Raw genomic sequence first — 17,660 nt, 5'->3', positions numbered from 1 at the left:
AATTCATCATTCATCGGTTTCAGTTTAACCAAGTGGCTTTTACTACTAAAACAGCGATCGCAATTACTGAAATTCCAGCTAGCCATCTCACCTGATAGCGTAGATTTTTAATTTCTTGGCTTAGACTTTCTGTCTGTGGTATAGAATATGGTTCCAGTTTTACAACTTCAATAGCTACTTGTTCAGATGTCTTTTGAGGCTTTTCAAAAGAGACTTGCGTGTGTAGCCAATTAGTAATCAGTTGGGGACAGTTCTTTTTAAACCAATATAAAGCTAAGATTTTAAAACCTGGTTTGGACATTCGGGCAATTAATTTCATCACCCTATTTAAGGGTTTCAGGCGAAGCTTTTGATTGATCAGATTGACTGAACCAACATCATAAAGACAATCCAGAATTAGTTTCACAGTGGCTTCTTCCCTGTTAACCAAGTTTTGCAGTAAAAGCAGAACATCATGCATACGCTCCGCTTCCATATACTTTTCTGCCAAGTTTTCTGGAGGACTTACTGAAGGATTTACAGTTGGATTTAGGGTGTTTTGTCTTACTATTGTCATAATATTGGTAACATAACAGCCATAATAATGTCAGTACACCTATCTACCGAGAGAAAGATTTTTTATCTAGAGAGAGAACCTAAAAGCCAAAATTTATTCGTGAGATACATCACTATATCGTGTCTGTAAAAAAGTTATTTATGTAGTTTTTGTAAATCTTTTTTTTTACTTCTGTGGAAATAAAATTTTTATTTAGATGCTAACACCTCAATTTGTGAAATCACCCGTTCTAATTCCTCAATAATTATAGGACTTTCAGTCTTTTTAAAAGCATCTACAAGCGCCCGATAATACCAAAGAGTACCTTCTTTACGCCCATGAAAACGTTCCCAAACTGATTCGCCCAAAATGCGATAATCTTTGAGAATAGACTGGGCATTGTAAAGTTTATCAGCTAATGACACAAGCAGTACTGATGGGGAAGCTGTAGGGATATGAGCGATATATGCTTCTTTGCGCTGTCGCCAAGGGGGTTTTGGAGTTGTATCAGCGTCAGTACAACCATCTACAATTGCCGTTACATTGTCACCAAAGCGACGGCGAATTTCTTCTCGTGTTGCAGCGCCACCTTGATCTTCGATCGCATCGTGTAACAGAGCTGCGATCGCTTCATCTTCATTTGCCCCGTATTCTAAAGCAATACTGGTGACACCTAATAAATGGGCAACATAAGGCACACCCGAACCTTTACGAACTTGGTTAGCGTGTAGTTGGGTAGCGTAGGTAAGGGCTGCGGTAAAACGTTCTGAGAGCATTGTATAAAAAAATTCCAGCAGTCAGAAGAATTTAATTGAAATATTTGGTTTGTGTCAATTTTATAACAAATCGCTCCAAGTGCAGAGGTAATAAAGGATAAAAAGGGTAAAGAAGTCAAATTTAAATTTGAAATTAGATATACAACATTTAAATCTATATTCCACCGCCAGATAGATAAAACTGTACTGTTAGTTTATTAAATTTACTCAAGGATGTGCTTGAAACAGGAATTAATTTACATAATGCCAGACAATCCCGGATTAGGAGAGCAAGCGCTCAATAAAGCGGCAGAAATAGGATTATCTAGTCAATTAGATGAAGTAGAAAATTTAGATGTAGACATCAAGACAGACCCGCTGAAACTGGTTCAGGGAGAAGTGGATGAAGTCATAATTGAAGGTGAAGGTTTGGTAATGCAAAAAGACCTCCGCATGGAGGAATTGGAAATGCAAATGACAAATATTGCCATTAATCCTTTAAGTGTAGCTTTCGGCAAAATTGAACTCACTAAACCGACCGAAGCTCAAGCACAGGTTGTGTTAACTGAAGCTGATATTAATCGTGCTTTCAACTCCGAATATGTGCGATCGCAACTGCAAAGTCAAAAAATACATATTAACGGAGAACTGAGGACAATTGAACCTCAAAATGTAGATTTTCGATTACCAGGTGATGGAAAAGTAGCACTAAATGCCAGCATAAAATTAGTAGAAACTGGTGAAAATCAGCAAATTGCTTTTTCCGCAGTTCCCAGGATTAGCAGCAATGGGAAAACTGTAGCATTGGAAAATATTGAGTATGGCGAAAGTGATGAAGTATCGCCAGATTTGACAAAAGCTTTGATAGATCAAACTAGCGAAATTTTGAATTTAAGTAACTTTGATTTAGAAGGTATGAGTCTGCAAGTCAACCAACTAAAAGTAGAAGTTGGCAAACTAATCCTACAGGCAGAAGCTTATGTGGAAAAAATTCCTTCAGCTTAAAAATGTAACGTTAATAAGTTCAGGATACTAATAATGGAAACTACAGAAACAACGCAAGTAGGTTCAACACCTTTCCCAAATATTCCACCACTTATTGAAAGTAACGATAGTGAGTATCGTGATACTGGTGTACCCAGTACAGTTGCGATCGCCGGACATCCCTTACACCCGTTGAGTGTAATCTTTCCCATAGCATTTTTAGCTGCTGCCTTGGGAAGTGACATTGGTTATTGGTTAACTGGCGATTTCTTTTGGGCTAGGGCTTCGTTATGGTTAATCGGACTTGGATTAGCTGGAGGCATCCTTGCATCTGCGATCGGTATTAGCGACTTTTTGAAAATTGAACGAGTCCGCAAGCGTGCCGCTGGTTGGACGCATTTGATACTTAACGTTTCTATACTAGTTTTATCACTCGTCAACTTTCTCCTACGCTTGGGTGATGCTGAATCCCGAATAGTACCTTGGGGACTGTTAATCTCGCTTGTTGTCGGTACACTGACTAGTGCTTCTGGTTGGTTCGGTGCGGAACTCTCCTATCGCCACAAAATTGGTGTAGTGGGTGGAGGTAGCAAAAGATATCCTTAAAGGAGGCAGAAGGCAGTGTTTCGACTACGCTCAACAACCAGCTAGGAAGCAGAATGCAGGTGGTCACTGAGCGTAGTCGTACCCATGCGGGGAAGCAAACTACGCGCAGCGTCTTCGGCAGGAGAAGTGAGGCAGAAGATAGGAAGAAAAACGCAGCACTTAACAAGATAGTTGGCTGGAGCTAGAAACCCAGTGAGAGATTATTATTTATAGCTTTCGCTAAGAATATTTAGCAGTTATCGTTTGTATTTGATACATCTTGTGGGATAGAGATAAGTCCGAGCTAAGGTTTTTTAAATCAAAAATTGGTAGGGTGTTTCTCTTATTCAGCAAGGCTTTTGAATTCATTTCACAACAAAAAATGTAGCTTGTTTAATTAATAACTGTATACTTTATCTATGTGATAAAAAAATTACATCTTGTTAAATACTAACTATTTATATACACAAGTTTATAAAAATTACAATTATACAAAAGGGTGAAATTGCAATATTGAATTTCATACTAAATTAAGTTTAAAAAAGTGCGCGAGCGGTAACTTTCAGACTTTAAAGTGTTTTAATAAAGTTATTACCGAAAGTTTAGAGAAGCAAAAACATGAAAGGTTTCAGGAAGTTATCTTCAATAGCAGTATTGCTATTTGCCTTTGTGTCTCCGCCCTCATTAGCTGAAGCGAAAGATATTTCTCTAAGTAATGCTCTGAATGAACAGAGTGTTGCACTAGATGCTAACCTGGTTGGAAATCAAACCGGAGAGCTTTTGATTGCTCAACGGTGGTCAAGACGATACTATAGACGAGGGCAGCCCTTCAGACGATACCAGAGAATCCAACGACGGCAGCCCTACGGACGATACCAGATTATCGAACGACGGCAGCCCTACGGAAGACGGCAGATAATCCGACGACGGCAGGAATTTAGACAACGCCAGATTATCGAACGACGACAGCCCTACGGACGATACCAGATTATCCGACGACACTATTAGAGATAGGAGTGAATTGACTATAGTGGCTCACCAGAACAGTGCTGAGTAAAAAGTAAAAAGTAGAAAGTAAAATTAATTGCACTCAGCATGTCGGGTTTGAAGCCCCTAAATTTATTTTTTTCGAGACACGTAGTGGAGGCAGCCTCTTAGGCGGGTTTCCCGACTTGAGCGGACTGCCTGCCGTCAAGAAAAAATATGTTCTTGTTTCAATCCCTTAGTTTTAACTATGGGGTTATACTCCAATACAGTTCAGTTAAGCATTTTTTCTCTTCTCTGTGTTTCGTGCCAGTTGCTTCTCCTGTCGGAGACGCTGCGCGTAGCTTGCTTAAGAGGAGGGGTACAAGTCGGGGAACCCGTCCAACGCACTGGCTTCTCTGCACCTGGAGCGGTTCCTTAAAAAAGTTGACTTTGATAAAAAGTTTTAGCCTTAACTGAACAGTATTGGGTTATACTCAGCACTATTGAATCCAGCCTGGGATTAATCGCTGGTATACCTTGAAATTGGCGATTTTCCAAGGTTGTATCATCAAGATTTGTTGCTGAGATAAAAATTTAGTACTAGCGGAACGCTCTAATAAATCTACTGAATTTCCAAGATTTAACCCTAAATCACTTTGTAAAGATAACTCAGCTGTTTCTCCGTGAGATTCATAACATCGTAGAATTAACTGCTGTGGATCGTCTTCAGATGGTTTCAAGGCCATCAAGATTAAATTTTCAGCTGATAAATCTAGGAAACTCACTCCTTCAATAGTGCTGTTAGCGGTAGCAGAGGGTTGAGCTAGTGGCCAATTCAATATCACTTGCAACGGTATATTTAATTCATAGCCACGCCGTACTGTATGGGCTGATTCCCAACTATCAGCATGAGGATACAAGGTATATTTGAACTCGTGAAAACCTCGGTCAGCCTCTGAGTCTGGCCAATTAGAACTGCGTAGCAGTGTTAGGCGGAGTTGATTTGGTTTGCTGTCATAACCGTATTTACAATCATTGAGCAAACTGACACCATAATGATTTGGGATTGCGGTATTTGTCTGTGTGTCTTCTGCTGTTAAATCAGCCCAACGCAAAGCAGGAACTTCCCATTTTGCTCGTTCTGCGGGGGTTTGTGGTTTAGTTGGGCGGCGAATCGCGCCACAGGGAATTTCATAAGTAGCAAAGTCGGCTTCAATATTTAGAGGAAAAGCAGCTTTCACTAATACATGATTTTCTTGCCAATTGACAGTTGTAGCAATGTTCAGCAGAGGTGAACCAGCTTGCAGAATATAGTCTTGGCAAAATTCCGATTCACCCAACTGACGCACCACACGCATACGACTTTGCACTGGGCCTTGTTCTAACCACTGAATAGATTGAAGATTTGTTGAGGGTAAGGGATGTTGAGCATAATTGGGGTCTATATTCCAAGCATCCCAATATTGCCCACTGTCTTTAAAAGCTTGCAGTTGATTCCCGGCTCCACTCAAAACTTCTCGCTGATAAGTTTTGTCAAAAACACTTGATAAATCTCCGGTATCAGGATTTATAACAACTCGCAAGAATTCATTTTCTAAAATCCAGTCTGGGAGGAGTGGGGGAGATGAGGGAGAGACACGATTAATCTCGTCTGTACTGGGGAGTGAAGGGGAAAGCCAAAATATGCGGTAGCCTACGGGTGGAATTTCGGTAGCGAGAAATAGTAGGGTTGATGGTTCAGATAATTGACAGACAAGCTGCTTGCCAGAAGCATCGTAAATCTGCCATTCTTGGGTAGTTGTTGGTGGTGTGGGTAAGGCTACAGAGATTACCTCAGAACGTTGCCAATTGAGAGAATTGAAAACAAAAATAGGCAGACTATCGGGTTTTGGTGGTTCTGATAGGGTAATGTGAGATGCGATCGCTAAAAGTGATTCCTGTAATATTTTCGTTCCCACTTGTTCCACTTGCTGCCATTGAGGCAAGGCATCTGTGTAAACTTGGGTAATTGAAGAACCAGGTAAAATATCGTGAAACTGTTGAAATAACACCAATTTCCAAGCTGCTTCAATTTCTGCTTTAGGATATGTCACACCACAGCCTACAGTTGCTAAGGTAGCAAATAGTTCAGCTTGATATAATAAATTTTCATAACGACGATTCCAGCGTTTTTGATCTGCGTGGGTAGTGTAGCAACCGCGATGGAATTCTAAATATAGTTCATCATTCCAAGTAGGAAATAAGGGAGAATCATCACTATTATCTCCTGCCTCCTGCCTCCTGCCTCCTTTACTGATTTGCTGTAAATACTTTTCAGCCGTCGTAAATTCTAAGTCTGGGAAGAAAGGCGACTTTTGCCAGCGTTGGACGGTTTCTAACATATCACGGGTGGGGCCGCCGCCGTGGTCGCCGACACCTGGAAGCCAGAGGGATTCTGGTAAACCAGTTTGGGTTTGCCACTCAAAAGCATAAGTTGCCATTTTAACTGGGTCTATAGCTTCACCAATAAGTGCAGACATCAAACTAAAGATTTCGCTGCCATCAGGCGATCGCCACCAAAAAGCCCCATAATCAAATTTAGTAGTATCATTCCACCGCAACTTCTGCGTCACAAAATACTCAATTCCAGCATTAGCGAAAAACTGCGGTAAAGTTGCACAGAAACCAAAAGAATCTGGAACCCACACCACAGTTGAAAGCTTGCCAAATTTTTCCTGGATGTAGCGTTGACCATATAGTAGCTGACGGACTATTGATTCACCAGCAATTAAGTTGAGTTCTGGTTCCACCCACATTCCGCCGACAACTTCCCAACGTCCAGCAACTACCTGTGCTTGAATTGCCCTAAACAAATCCGGGCGGTGTTCTTCAATCCAAGCATAAAGTGCGGGACTTGAATGACAGAAAATTAACTCCGGAAAATCTTCTTGCAACTTCAAAACCGACTCAAAAGTATTTTGCGCCGCATTCCAAGTTTCACTCACAGGCCATAACCATGCTAAATCTAAGTGAGCATGACCCAATAAAAAAATTTTAGATTTTATATCCGTAGCCTTCAAAAAGGGCGCTAAGATATCAGATTGAATTAAATTTTGGCGTAGAGCTAAAAACGACTTTACTAACTTTCCCTCCTCCGTGTTCTCTGCGCCTCTATGGTTTATAACCTCCCCCACCATCGCCGCCAAAACATCCAACCTCTCCGGCGCAAATTTTTCCAAATAAAGCTGCACTACAGCTAACTCATCAGCCACAAAACCCGGATCGGGATTATTATCAACATAAGACTCATAAACTAGGAGCGATCGCACTAAAGCACCATCACAATGTCCCGGACTCACTAACCGCAAAGCCACAGTGAATTCTTCCCCTGGCATCACCCCCTGACTGAGAAGCACTCTCGGCGAACAATCAAATAAATCACCCTCCAGTACTAACTCGCCATTTACATAAATCTCAGCACAATCCGCCCACCAAACCAGCGCCAGCCGCAAAGATAACCCAGCTAAGGGATAACCATGTAAATCTTGGGGAACTACCAATCTTTGCGCTAGCCATAGCACTTTTTTCCCGCCCGTCCAAGCAATATGTTCTTTAGCATTCAACTGGACTGGTTGCCAATCAGACAAATCAGCAGCTACAACATCAGTAATAACTAAATCAGATTCCTGATACAGCCACGTAGACTGAAGATTAACTTGACAAAAAGAGCGCAGTTGCTCAATTGCTTGTGAGATAAATTTGGTCTGGGATTGAGAGACAGTCGGGGTCATATATTCGCTAATATGAGGTGTTGGTTGTTTTTATTGTTTGGCGCGAGTCTCACAACTTAACAAGACTTGAACTAAAAAATTACTACTATGTCTTCTGGTTCCTCTGGTCGTTATCAAAGCAGACTATTTAACTTTGTCCACCAGCAATCTCGGCGGGTGACACAACAGTGGGAACACACCTTTCGGCATTTGCAAGTTGCCACTAAGTGGGGTGTCGAGGTACTACTTTACCCCGTGTATCTACTGTTTCAGTCATCTGAATCATCTGGGAAAACGCTACATACTAAAGAACCGCAAACTAGATTAAAGTTACAACCAAATGATACCGATTTCCAGCCTGAAACTCTACCCAATGCTGATAGTCCTATTCAAAATGTACTAGAGGCGGTCAATTACCTGTCATCAGATGAACCCGCCTCCACTCCTAAGAAAGCATCTGAACATTTCAATCCCTTGGCTTTATTGGGAGTTTTTCGGCTGAAGTTCGTTGAAAATAACTCTAATCTTACTCAATCTTCAAATATTACAGCTAACCAAGCTGTAAATCTCAACCCTTCACAATTAGAAAATGCCCTTCAACAGCGTCTTCCAATAGTGCGAGGAATTGCCACAAATTTGATGAATCGAAATTTAGTACTTGTTACTGCCGACAACGAAATTCTAGATATTTTAACACCCGAACAACAGGCAAAGTTAGAAGACCGAATTATTAACGAAGTTGCTAATTACTGGCAGTCTTATCTACGAGATGCTGCACAAAGGCGTTTGATTGTAGCTCAAAAAGAAACGCAGCTATTACCACAAATTGACCGATTATTAGCAAAACTCACTGACGTAAATTCAGCTGAAATTCCAGTTTTAGCGGAGGATACACCAAAAGATTTACTCAATACAGATAGATTATTAGCATTTCTAGATATAGCCATTGCTAAGTTGGAATCGAATGCTTTAGTTCCAGTGCAAGAACGTAGCCAGAAAATTGTCCAAGTTGCCCAAACTCAGTTAAACATATTTCTTTATGGCAAAGAGCAATTAGCTGCCAAAGGAGAAATTGCCCATAACGCTGATGGTTTAGAAACTCATTCACAGAATTTTCAGGCTTTGATTGAAGCGGCGCTTAATTACTTTTTTGGTGTTGGTAATAGAAAAACACTTGAGACAACAACCAGCAATGAGAAATTGCCAAGTAAACTATTTCCATCACGCCTGAGAAAAGCTTTGTCCAAAAGCCCTCTGATAGAGAACCAAGATTTAACAGACGATCCTTGGCTAACGTGGAATGATTTATTTGGTGACACCAAAACTGTTGCTGACAAGCCAGTTACACTTTCTGGGAAGAAAAATCCTGCTTTAGCCCCAAGTTTATCTATAGGGCATTTGCCACAAAAGAATTTGAGTATAAAACAACCTAAAATTGGATCTGGCTTGGTAAAAAGAAAACAACTAAGTAGTAATCTCGCCTCAAGTCAAAAAACATCTGGAAAAGTTGCCTCTGTAAAACAAACTCAAACTCGCATTTCCCAAATAAAAAGCGAGAGTCGTAAAGGGGAAATTTTGCAACAGCAATTTCACCAAAGCAGTCATGTTGAAGCACAGCCAGACTGGATAGAAACCACAGCAACTTCAACTGGCTATGAAAAGCATCCCTTAGAGCAACTTTTGGAATGGCTTGATTATATTATGGTCTGGCTAGAAGAGAGATTTGTAAAGATTTTTCAGTCGTTGCGGCAGCTATGGCAAGGAAAATAAGACTAATTCGTAATTTCTAATTAAGATTTGTCAGATTGCATCTGGGTTTCCAGGTTTACATCTATAGCCTAATTTTGGAGAATTTGTATAAACTGGTAGATATTTTTTAATAAACTATAGGACGAATGGTATTTACTTAAGCAAAAGTTGTTCACAGATACCCGACTTGTTCAAGAAGTCAGGTATCTAAGTCCAGCGATTTAGTAAGTGTTATTTCATCCTACATATTCTTGAATTTTGAATTTTGAATTTTGAATTGTTATTGGTGGTTGTCTAAGTGAAAATTATTGTTTACTGTAAATACTTTAATTTCAAAAATCCATTAGATAAACCGAAAATTGAGACGTTTGTAGTAAATGTATCTCAAATCCCGAAGATAGGTGAAACAATTGTAGTCGAAAGAATTTCACCCCAAAAGCAGTTTGTAATTATCTTTGAATACATTGTGACAGCAGTGCAATTTAATGCATCTAGGGAATCAGTTGATTCAGCAGATGCTCAAGTAAGTGCATTTTTGAACCACTGTTGGGAGGGAACATCAAATTTCAAAGTTACAAACTTTTTAGAACAATAATTTATCAACACAAGATATGATTGAGTAAATAACGTAACAGCTTTAATCCTGTTGGTTCCTGATAATCAGTTGGCAAAAGAGCCAGCATCGCATTTTGCAATTTTTCTAAAGCGATGTCTACTTCCTGGCGCTTTGGTCTGGTTGTTTGGGGAAAGTGTAATGGTTCGCCTACCCGAATTGTTAACTCTTTTCCCAAATAGAGGTCATGAGTTCCTATCAGTCCAACTGGAATAATCGGTACACCAGCCCGCAAGGCATAAATTATAGTCCCGCGCTTCAAGGGGAAATGCAATTGAGCTTCAGCAGTTCCTAGTCTTCCTTCAGGAAAGAGAATCATCCCATCCCCATGAGTCAAAATTGCCAGAATAATCCGGTCTATTTGTCGCAGTGTATGCATGTCTTTCCCTGTGGGTACTGTCTGTTTAATTGCTGCGGCTAGCTCAACTAAATCTTGCCTTCCTGCTTTAGCCGCTTCTATGACAGCAATTTCTTCTTTCCACACCCGTTCCAAAGGAATCACGCCTCCCGCAAAATCCAGGATGAAGCGCTTCCACCACTTGTTATAAAGGGTACGAGCATCGCCCAGAATGTAATAGTAAGGTTGCGTGGGGAGTTCAGCTAGGAGGAGCAAGGGATCGATATGGTGGAGATGGTTAACTGCTAAAATTGCAGGTTTCTGAGGTATTCTTTCAAGGTGTTCGACCCTTACTTTGAAAAAGGAATGGATGAGTGATCGCATTACAAAGCGACGCAGCCCTGAGTTGGCTCTAGGTTCAGAATGCACTTGACTTATAGCTTCGAGGCGATTAAGGGTTTTTTCGATAATTTGGCGAACAGCGCGTGAGCCAGCCGCAGCTACACCCTCTTTTACCCGCTTGATTGCAGCGGTATTCAAGGATGGCAAAGTTTCTGATTGTGTTCTATTTTCTTGCTGATGGCTAGATTTTGAGTCGATATGAACTTCGGAAGTTGCCCCATCAGCTAAGTCTTCTTGAACTGACTTGTTAGAAGAACTTTTGATAACACCCTCTTTGAATTCATAAAATAATCATAATTCTTGAGGTTATATCATTAACCAACCTACGGTTAGAAGTTGTGGAATTATTTTCAGGAGTAACTTAATTACCTGTAATTACTATAGATGTTGACTTTTTAGTAACTTGTTGGGAGAATATGTAAAAAATTAATCAGATGATTGACCATAGCGATCGCCTAGCTGCTCGTAAAGAAGGCAGATTCCAAGGTGTTGGAGGACTTGAACTGTATTATCAAAGCTGGCATCCAGAGGGTAAAATCCGAGCAATATTAGCCATTGTGCATGGACTTGGAGTACACAGCGATCGCTACAATAATATAATTGAGTATTTTATACCCAAGCAATACGCTGTCTACGCCTTAGACTTGCGCGGTCATGGACGCTCACCGGGTCAGCAAGGCTATATCAACGCTTGGAGTGAGTTTCGTGAAGACCTGGGAGCCTTTTTACAGCTAATTCAGACTCAGAATCCTGGATGTCCAATTTTTCTTTTGGGTCATAGTTTAGGGGCGGTGATTGTCTTAGATTATATTCTGCGCTATCCCCAACAAGCATCATTATTGCAGGGTGCGATCACTCTTGCGCCAAGCTTGGGGAAAGTAGGGGTTTCACCTATTCGTGTACTTTTAGGAAAAATGCTCTCACGGGTGTGGCCGCGTTTCACCCTGAATACAGGTATTGACATTAGTACTGCTTCACGAGATCCGCAGGTTTTAGCCGCGATCGCTCAGGATACACTGCAACATACCCTTGCTACTGCCCGTCTGGCTACAGAATTCTTTGCAACAGTTGATTGGATTAATGCTCACGCAGGTGATTGGCAATTACCATTGTTGATTCTCCACGGTGGCGCAGACCGAGTGGCTTTACCTGCGGGAAGTGACATCTTTTACCAACGGGTAAACTGCAAAGATAAGCTGAGAATCGAGTATCCGGGAGCCTATCACGAAATTCAGAGTGACCTCAATTATCGAGAGGTAATGGCTGATTTAGAAGATTGGTTGGAGCGACACCTACCACCAGAGGTAGTGCAGTTAGGACGGGGAAGCGCTGAGTTAGAGTTTCCTAGTTCTTAGTATTCTGACTACAACCTTCTTTCTATCAACCGTCGAGTTAAATCTTCGATTACATCTATACTCAGTTGATATCCATTAAAAATCGTAAACAAAGGGCTAACAGCCTGATTAACGTACTGTGCTAACGCCGAGCGAGGTGTTTCAAGCGGTAGATTAACGAACGCCAAAACTTCATCTTGATATGCTGAACCTTGTAAATAAATAGAACGCTCTTGATTTGCCCAAGAACTAAGTCTACGTCCCCGCAAGCCAGTCCATTTAAATGCAAAAGCTAATTGCGTTTTTTCTGGCTCACAACCCATTGCCTTTGCAAACTCAATACCAACTGCAATAGCTTCAGCCGTTCTAATTACTGGTAGAGCAAAATCAAGAACTGTCATAGGTGGGGGTGCGTAATTCTTGACTGACATATCATCTTCTAATGCTCGCCTCAGATAGAATTTACCCTTTGGATCGAACCATCAGCTGAGCGCATTTTCCTTCTTGACTTTTGCACCGTTGATCTTGAAAGATTAGCTATTGAAGATATTCACTGGCTTAACTATAACCGCCTTTAGCTACTTGTTCTTCGACAAAGACTTTCATCGATTTAGGAAAGTAAATCTGAATGTTAGTCATACCTTGAGATATCTGGTGGGCGATTTTATCTATTACGTTAGCACTGCGATCGCATCCACTTCTATCAAACAGAGCGCCTATTAAAATGCAGAGTCAGTTATTTACGTTATCTGAAAAATAGGTTGCTGAGGATTGAGAGTTTTTTCTAGCCAAAATAGGTTCTCCCTTTACTCCTCCACAGCTAAGAGTACAAATTTTATAAAGGTTTTCACAGTCAAAGATTGCCAGAACTAGCTCTTTCGCTGTTTGGTAAGAGGATAGTAAAGGTTTACCTACCTCGCATTCCATCTCAATTTCGTTATCACGCCACCGTAACTTCCAAATACGCTTTTCGGTTATTGGTGCTTTGAGAGACTGAGCAAGAGCACTATACACCTGCTCTGCTTTGATATCATCCTTGGCTGCTGGCACAAAAAACTTCATAGGCTGAGGTTACAAGTAATGTAGGTTTCATTAGCACCAGCGTAACTCAGTTACCAAGGCAATTTGCTCCCATCCCACGAGAAAAACTGTCCACTATCGCCTTCTTGAAGCTGTTCGATAACAGTCAATAATTGAGTAACAGTACGTTCCACTGAAAATAATTTTTCCGCAGGTACATTTCCCTGGAAAGGACGAGAAAGGCGGGTATCAGTTGTACCAGGATGCAATGTTACTATTAATGCTTTCGGACAACTTCTTTTATACTCAATTGCCGCAGTTCGCATCAACATATTGAGTGCTGCTTTAGAAGCCCGGTAGCCGTACCATCCACCAAGTTGGTTATCACCAATACTGCCCAATTTAGCAGAAATAGTGGCGAACACGCTGCGTTCTCCATGACGAAACAGAGGCAATAAATGTTTAGCCAGCAAGACAGCACCAATACTATTTATCTGAAAGTAGCGCAGCAAATTTTCTGAATTGATCTGTCTTAAGCTTTTTTCAGGTTGCAAAGTATCTTCATGTAACAGTCCTACACAGTTGACTACCAAATGCAGTTTGTCAACTTGAGTATGTATTTTTTGAACAGCTTCAATAATTTGTAACTCGTCAGTAATATCCATCTCCAAACAAATTAATCGCTCAGGATATTTGTCTACAAGAGCTATTAACTCTGAGGTCGATTTCGGTTGACGAGAAGTTGCATAAATTTTAGCTATTCTGTAATCTTGTAGCAACTTTTTCACAAAACCCAAACCAATACCTTGGCTGGCTCCCACAATCAAAGCATTGATAGAATTAATTTCATCGATAAAAGACATATCAATTTAGATAACTTGTGGAGGTCTTTGATATTCATAGCCAGAGACAAAATAAGCATCAACTTGTCTCTGGCTGCGATCGCGGAAACCAAAGCCTTGATATACTGCTCTCAGGCGCGGACGCGAATCATCGCAATCTAGACGTAAATAATGTTTACTAAGTGTTTGTGGGTGTTCAACAGCCCAGAGTAAAATTTTTGTTTGAGTTTGCATTAGTTACTACTCCTAAACAATTGCACAATAATATTCATTTTTCTTAACCTTGCAATAATCTGTAGGTGATTGCACTAATAATTGCAGCAGTTGGTAAAGTTAAAATCCACGATAGTAGAATCTGATAAAAAACATGAGTATTAGATTTAGATTTTTTGCTAATTAATCCTACACCAAAAATAGAACCAACTGAAACGTAAGTGATAGAAACTAGAAGCCCAAACCGAGTAGCTGCAATGACTAGAATCCCAGTTACTATATTTGCTGATAAGCCTTGAGTATGATTCATTGAGGTAATCTTTTCACTCATGGTTATTGCAACTTTTTGGGAGTTGAGTAAACCGCCAAGTGCCATCGCGATCGCTATCGTGATCATTCCTCCCTGAATCGAAAAATATTCAATAATTAGGATGAGTGAAACAATTTTAGGAGTATCATTTAATCCTCTAGCAAAACTGACAATTCCAGCACTGAAAAAATGGCAACCATCAATCATTTTTTGGTTTACTGGTAGATGCCATTTTGAATTAATATAGCCAGATAAGCTGTAAACTCCTGCTCCTAAGGGAATAGCAATGATTGGACTGAGTAATAAAGGCAAAATAAAGGAATTTCCCAGGGCGGCAAAATTAACTTGTAGTCCGATCGCCACTAATCCAGCGCCAACCAGCGCACCTGTTAAACTGTGAGTTGTGGAAATGGGAAACCCCATGAGGGTCGCAATGAGTACAGTTAATCCAGTAGCGATCGCTACTGCCAGATGAAACTCTGGAGCATTAGCGATCGCATCAGGTAATAGTCCTTTGCCAGAGAAGTTTTTAATTAATGCTCCTGCCAAAAAAGTTGCGGTTATTGCACCAGCAAAAGTTGTGAAAGTTGCCCACAAAATTGCTGTTTGATAGCTGCTAGTTCGGCTACCAAATAGCGTTGCTACACCTTTAAAATTATCATTTGCTCCATTTGAATATGCTAAAAAAAGCGTAGCTAAAAACAGACTAATTAACAACATTTTGGAGTTTATAAAGAAGAAGTCAGAATTCAGAAATTAGAATTCAAAATGTAATTAGTGAAAGATTCAAATTGTGCATTCATTACCCAGTCGCACAGAACCATTCTAAATTCTGGCTCCTGACACCTGAATTCTTTCTTAAATAAATTAACAGCAATCACCACTGCTATAATGCCAGGTTGAATTAGTAACTATTATTTCTGCTGGGTTACTAGCAGCAGTTTTATCACACACCGCAGCCGGAATACCTAGCTGAAGTATATGACCTGCTGAATCGTCAAAGAAGGATTCACGATAGAATTGCGCTGCTGTTTCTAGATAAGTCATGCCATTTTGGGTTTTTAACTTTGGATTTTAGACGATCAAAGCTTTGTGCATCCTAATATAAATAACTCTGAGTTGGATGAGTTTTTGCTGAGATTGCCAAAAACCCTAAATCCTTCTATAGTAGAAAGATTTGGGGTTTTACCATTATTTGACACTGGAAGACGAACAAGAAGTAAGAGGAGACAAGGGGACAAGGGGGACAAATCAATTCAAAATTCAAAATTCAAAATTCAAAATTAAAGAACTTCTGTCTCCTGCCTCTTCTTTTTCAATGCCCAATGCCCAATTCAATCATGCAATGTGTAGCCAACACCGATCACAGTTTGAATGAGACATTTTTCGTTATTGGCTTCAAGTTTCAGGCGCAGGTAATTAATGTAAGGTTCAATGATGTTGGCATCGCCCATGAAGTCATAACCCCAGACTTGCTCTAAAATGCGATCGCAGCTAATTACCTGTCGCGGATGAGCCAGTAAATATTCTAGTAAATCAAATTCCTTAGCAGTTAACTCAATTAACCGTCGATCTCGATACACTTCCCGCGTGCGACGATTTAAACTTAGGTCTTCAAATTCTAAAACATCTGCGGTCTCTGGTTGCTTGCTTTTTCGCAGGTGAGCGCCGACTCTGGCTAATAATTCATCAATGCTGAAGGGTTTAACGAGGTAATCATCAGCACCAGCCTCTAAGCCTGCAACGCGATCGCTCACTTCATCTTTGATGGTTAATAAGATGATCGGCACTTTCTCAGCTATACATCGCAGGCGGCGGCAAATTTCCAACCCCGACAAACCAGGCAACATCCAGTCTAAAATTACTAAATCCAGATGCAACTCACGCGCTGCGGTGAGAGCAGTCAATCCATCGTAGGCAATACTGACTTGATAGCCTTCATAATTCAATTCCAATTCGACAAATCGCGCCAGTTTGACCTCATCTTCAATCAGTAAGATGTGCGTCATGATGATGTTAATGATTTCAGCAGGATACGGTAAGCAACAATACGGTCTGGAAACACTTTAGTAAGATGTCAGTTACTTAATATAGCCAAACATCTAATTAGGTGTACGTTAGCTTAGTATAAACTTGAGGTAAGTAACAACCGTAAATCTGCAATTACCGATCGCGCCTCGCTCGAAGAACAATCCAACTGACTATCAGCAATAAGCTGTAATATCTTCACCACAATCATCAGCAAGATAACAGAGCGCTCTAAAACGCAAACCAACCACTTCTTCGTATAGTGGATTTAATTTACACATCGGTGGAAGATGAAATAGCTTCCGACCAAACAGCGCGATATCTCGCTCAAAGGGACACTGAGCAGGAATAGCTTTGCATAGGAAGTGAGCTAATTTGGAGTTATGAATTTCTATTGTTTCCAACCACTCGCGGACTGGGTGCAGTAGATCGTTGTGTAAGTGAACTTTAATAAAGCTTGTCATAATTTTTCACCTTGATAATTTCAAACTAGATTAAGTTTTTTGTATTTGAACCTCTATAAATAGATACAGTTAGGTTTTGTAGTTTTATGCACTTATTACTTTTTCTTTGGTTTAACTTTTCACTTCATATTGAAAAACCCATCCAAAACTTAACCCTCTAACCTTTCCCTCGTAGGGAAGCTCGATTTTCAGGGCAAAAATGTAGATAAGACAGCGCTTTGCAGCAAATTCGGCACTATTTGACAAATATTTCGGCTCAATCCCTTAACGATGCAAAATTTTTCAGGTCACTGACAGTACTTTATGTTTCTATCTAGTCTACGTATTTATTGATCAATTTAATATGAGTAAAGGTTTTTAAGTGCAATTACTGTTGTGATTTGCACATTAATGTAATTTATGCAAGCGAAATCTCGTGAAAATGACTACGGAAATATACTGAATAATTAACAAAATTTATTATTTGCCTTCTTATGTCTCAGAAAATATACGCTCACAATCATTAACTAATATAGATATCCTTTATTTGAGCTAATTCGCTCTCAAAGTTAAGAAACTTGGTATCAGTTACTAAAACTATGACGAGTAGTTGGGCTGCTAGTCACCCTTCTGTTTCAAAGACAAGAACGCGTGACGATCCTAGCGGCGCTAAGGCAGCGATCGCAAAGCGTCTCATTGGCGCAGCCTCTGGTAGAGAAAAGAAAATAGCCACTAGAGAGCGACTGTTACCGTTCTACAGCGCTGGCTCACCGTTTTGACCAATTTAGCCAGCAG

Annotated in this window: 18 protein-coding genes and 1 pseudogene; 7 read left to right on the top strand and 12 right to left on the bottom strand. The window is 40.4% G+C overall.

Annotated elements, in window-relative coordinates; translation table 11 throughout:
• Positions 1–19: 19 nt before the first annotated feature.
• Both V7K56_RS04110 and V7K56_RS04105 read right to left on the bottom strand, forming a co-directional pair.
• Entirely contained in the window at positions 20–556 is a 537-nt protein-coding gene (locus V7K56_RS04110) for a hypothetical protein (protein WP_334907862.1), read from the bottom strand.
• Between the two features lie 188 nt (positions 557–744).
• Positions 745–1,311: an HD domain-containing protein gene (locus tag V7K56_RS04105; protein WP_334907860.1), complete on the bottom strand. Its 567-nt coding sequence runs from the start codon at positions 1,309–1,311 to the stop codon at positions 745–747.
• 243 nt (positions 1,312–1,554) lie between these two features.
• On the opposite strand from V7K56_RS04105, the gene V7K56_RS04100 reads away from it, so the two are divergent.
• The 3 genes from V7K56_RS04100 to V7K56_RS04090 all read left to right on the top strand — a co-directional run bounded on the left by V7K56_RS04100 (position 1,555) and on the right by V7K56_RS04090 (position 3,867).
• Positions 1,555–2,295: an LmeA family phospholipid-binding protein gene (locus V7K56_RS04100; RefSeq protein ID WP_334907859.1), complete on the top strand. Its 741-nt coding sequence runs from the start codon at positions 1,555–1,557 to the stop codon at positions 2,293–2,295.
• A gap of 33 nt (positions 2,296–2,328) precedes the next feature.
• Positions 2,329–2,880: a DUF2231 domain-containing protein gene (locus V7K56_RS04095; RefSeq protein ID WP_334907857.1), complete on the top strand. Its 552-nt coding sequence runs from the start codon at positions 2,329–2,331 to the stop codon at positions 2,878–2,880.
• 597 nt (positions 2,881–3,477) lie between these two features.
• Positions 3,478–3,867, top strand: coding sequence for a hypothetical protein (locus tag V7K56_RS04090; protein WP_334907855.1), 390 nt, complete (start codon positions 3,478–3,480; stop codon positions 3,865–3,867).
• 458 nt (positions 3,868–4,325) lie between these two features.
• On the opposite strand, the gene V7K56_RS04085 is transcribed toward V7K56_RS04090, so the two are convergent.
• On the bottom strand, positions 4,326–7,595 hold the full coding sequence (locus V7K56_RS04085; RefSeq protein WP_334907853.1) for an alpha-mannosidase: 3,270 nt from the start codon (positions 7,593–7,595) through the stop codon (positions 4,326–4,328).
• 87 nt (positions 7,596–7,682) lie between these two features.
• Here V7K56_RS04085 and V7K56_RS04080 point away from each other — a divergent pair, with 87 nt between their 5' ends.
• Entirely contained in the window at positions 7,683–9,344 is a 1,662-nt protein-coding gene (locus V7K56_RS04080; protein WP_334907851.1) for a hypothetical protein, read from the top strand.
• Between the two features lie 277 nt (positions 9,345–9,621).
• Complete coding sequence (locus V7K56_RS04075; protein ID WP_334907849.1) at positions 9,622–9,918, top strand: hypothetical protein; 297 nt, start codon at positions 9,622–9,624, stop codon at positions 9,916–9,918.
• Positions 9,919–9,922: 4 nt separating this feature from the next.
• On the opposite strand, the gene V7K56_RS04070 is transcribed toward V7K56_RS04075, so the two are convergent.
• Positions 9,923–10,813, bottom strand: a complete 891-nt coding sequence (locus tag V7K56_RS04070) for a lysophospholipid acyltransferase family protein (RefSeq protein ID WP_334907847.1) — start codon at positions 10,811–10,813, stop codon at positions 9,923–9,925.
• 296 nt (positions 10,814–11,109) lie between these two features.
• Between V7K56_RS04070 and V7K56_RS04065 the strand changes: the two genes are divergently transcribed.
• Entirely contained in the window at positions 11,110–12,030 is a 921-nt protein-coding gene (locus V7K56_RS04065; RefSeq protein WP_334907845.1) for an alpha/beta hydrolase, read from the top strand.
• Positions 12,031–12,038: 8 nt separating this feature from the next.
• On the opposite strand, the gene V7K56_RS04060 is transcribed toward V7K56_RS04065, so the two are convergent.
• From V7K56_RS04060 to V7K56_RS04025, 8 genes and pseudogenes are all read right to left on the bottom strand, one after another.
• On the bottom strand, positions 12,039–12,440 hold the full coding sequence (locus V7K56_RS04060) for a hypothetical protein (protein WP_334907843.1): 402 nt from the start codon (positions 12,438–12,440) through the stop codon (positions 12,039–12,041).
• Positions 12,441–12,741: 301 nt separating this feature from the next.
• Positions 12,742–13,059 (bottom strand): hypothetical protein, encoded by a 318-nt coding sequence (locus V7K56_RS04055; protein ID WP_334907841.1) that lies wholly within the window; start codon positions 13,057–13,059, stop codon positions 12,742–12,744.
• A gap of 62 nt (positions 13,060–13,121) precedes the next feature.
• Positions 13,122–13,892 (bottom strand): SDR family NAD(P)-dependent oxidoreductase, encoded by a 771-nt coding sequence (locus tag V7K56_RS04050; protein WP_334907840.1) that lies wholly within the window; start codon positions 13,890–13,892, stop codon positions 13,122–13,124.
• Positions 13,893–13,898: 6 nt separating this feature from the next.
• Positions 13,899–14,105 carry a hypothetical protein gene (locus V7K56_RS04045; protein WP_334907838.1) on the bottom strand — a complete coding sequence of 69 codons (207 nt, stop codon included), beginning with the start codon at positions 14,103–14,105 and terminating at the stop codon, positions 13,899–13,901.
• Positions 14,106–14,148: 43 nt separating this feature from the next.
• On the bottom strand, positions 14,149–15,114 hold the full coding sequence (locus V7K56_RS04040; protein WP_334907836.1) for an inorganic phosphate transporter: 966 nt from the start codon (positions 15,112–15,114) through the stop codon (positions 14,149–14,151).
• 147 nt (positions 15,115–15,261) lie between these two features.
• A pseudogene (locus V7K56_RS04035) lies at positions 15,262–15,405 on the bottom strand (arsenosugar biosynthesis arsenite methyltransferase ArsM); the annotation flags it as partial.
• A gap of 323 nt (positions 15,406–15,728) precedes the next feature.
• Entirely contained in the window at positions 15,729–16,403 is a 675-nt protein-coding gene (locus tag V7K56_RS04030) for a response regulator transcription factor (protein WP_334907834.1), read from the bottom strand.
• A 195-nt stretch (positions 16,404–16,598) separates the two neighbouring features.
• Entirely contained in the window at positions 16,599–16,886 is a 288-nt protein-coding gene (locus V7K56_RS04025) for a Mo-dependent nitrogenase C-terminal domain-containing protein (RefSeq protein ID WP_334907832.1), read from the bottom strand.
• Between the two features lie 578 nt (positions 16,887–17,464).
• On the opposite strand from V7K56_RS04025, the gene V7K56_RS04020 reads away from it, so the two are divergent.
• On the top strand, positions 17,465–17,644 hold the full coding sequence (locus tag V7K56_RS04020; protein WP_334907830.1) for a hypothetical protein: 180 nt from the start codon (positions 17,465–17,467) through the stop codon (positions 17,642–17,644).
• The last annotated feature ends 16 nt before the right edge of the window (positions 17,645–17,660 follow it).

It is taken from the genome of Nostoc sp., from assembly GCF_036917535.1.
GTDB lineage: Bacteria > Cyanobacteriota > Cyanobacteriia > Cyanobacteriales > Nostocaceae > Nostoc.
Note: the sequence above shows the minus strand (reverse complement) of the source record. Positions and strands in the feature narration are given on the sequence as shown.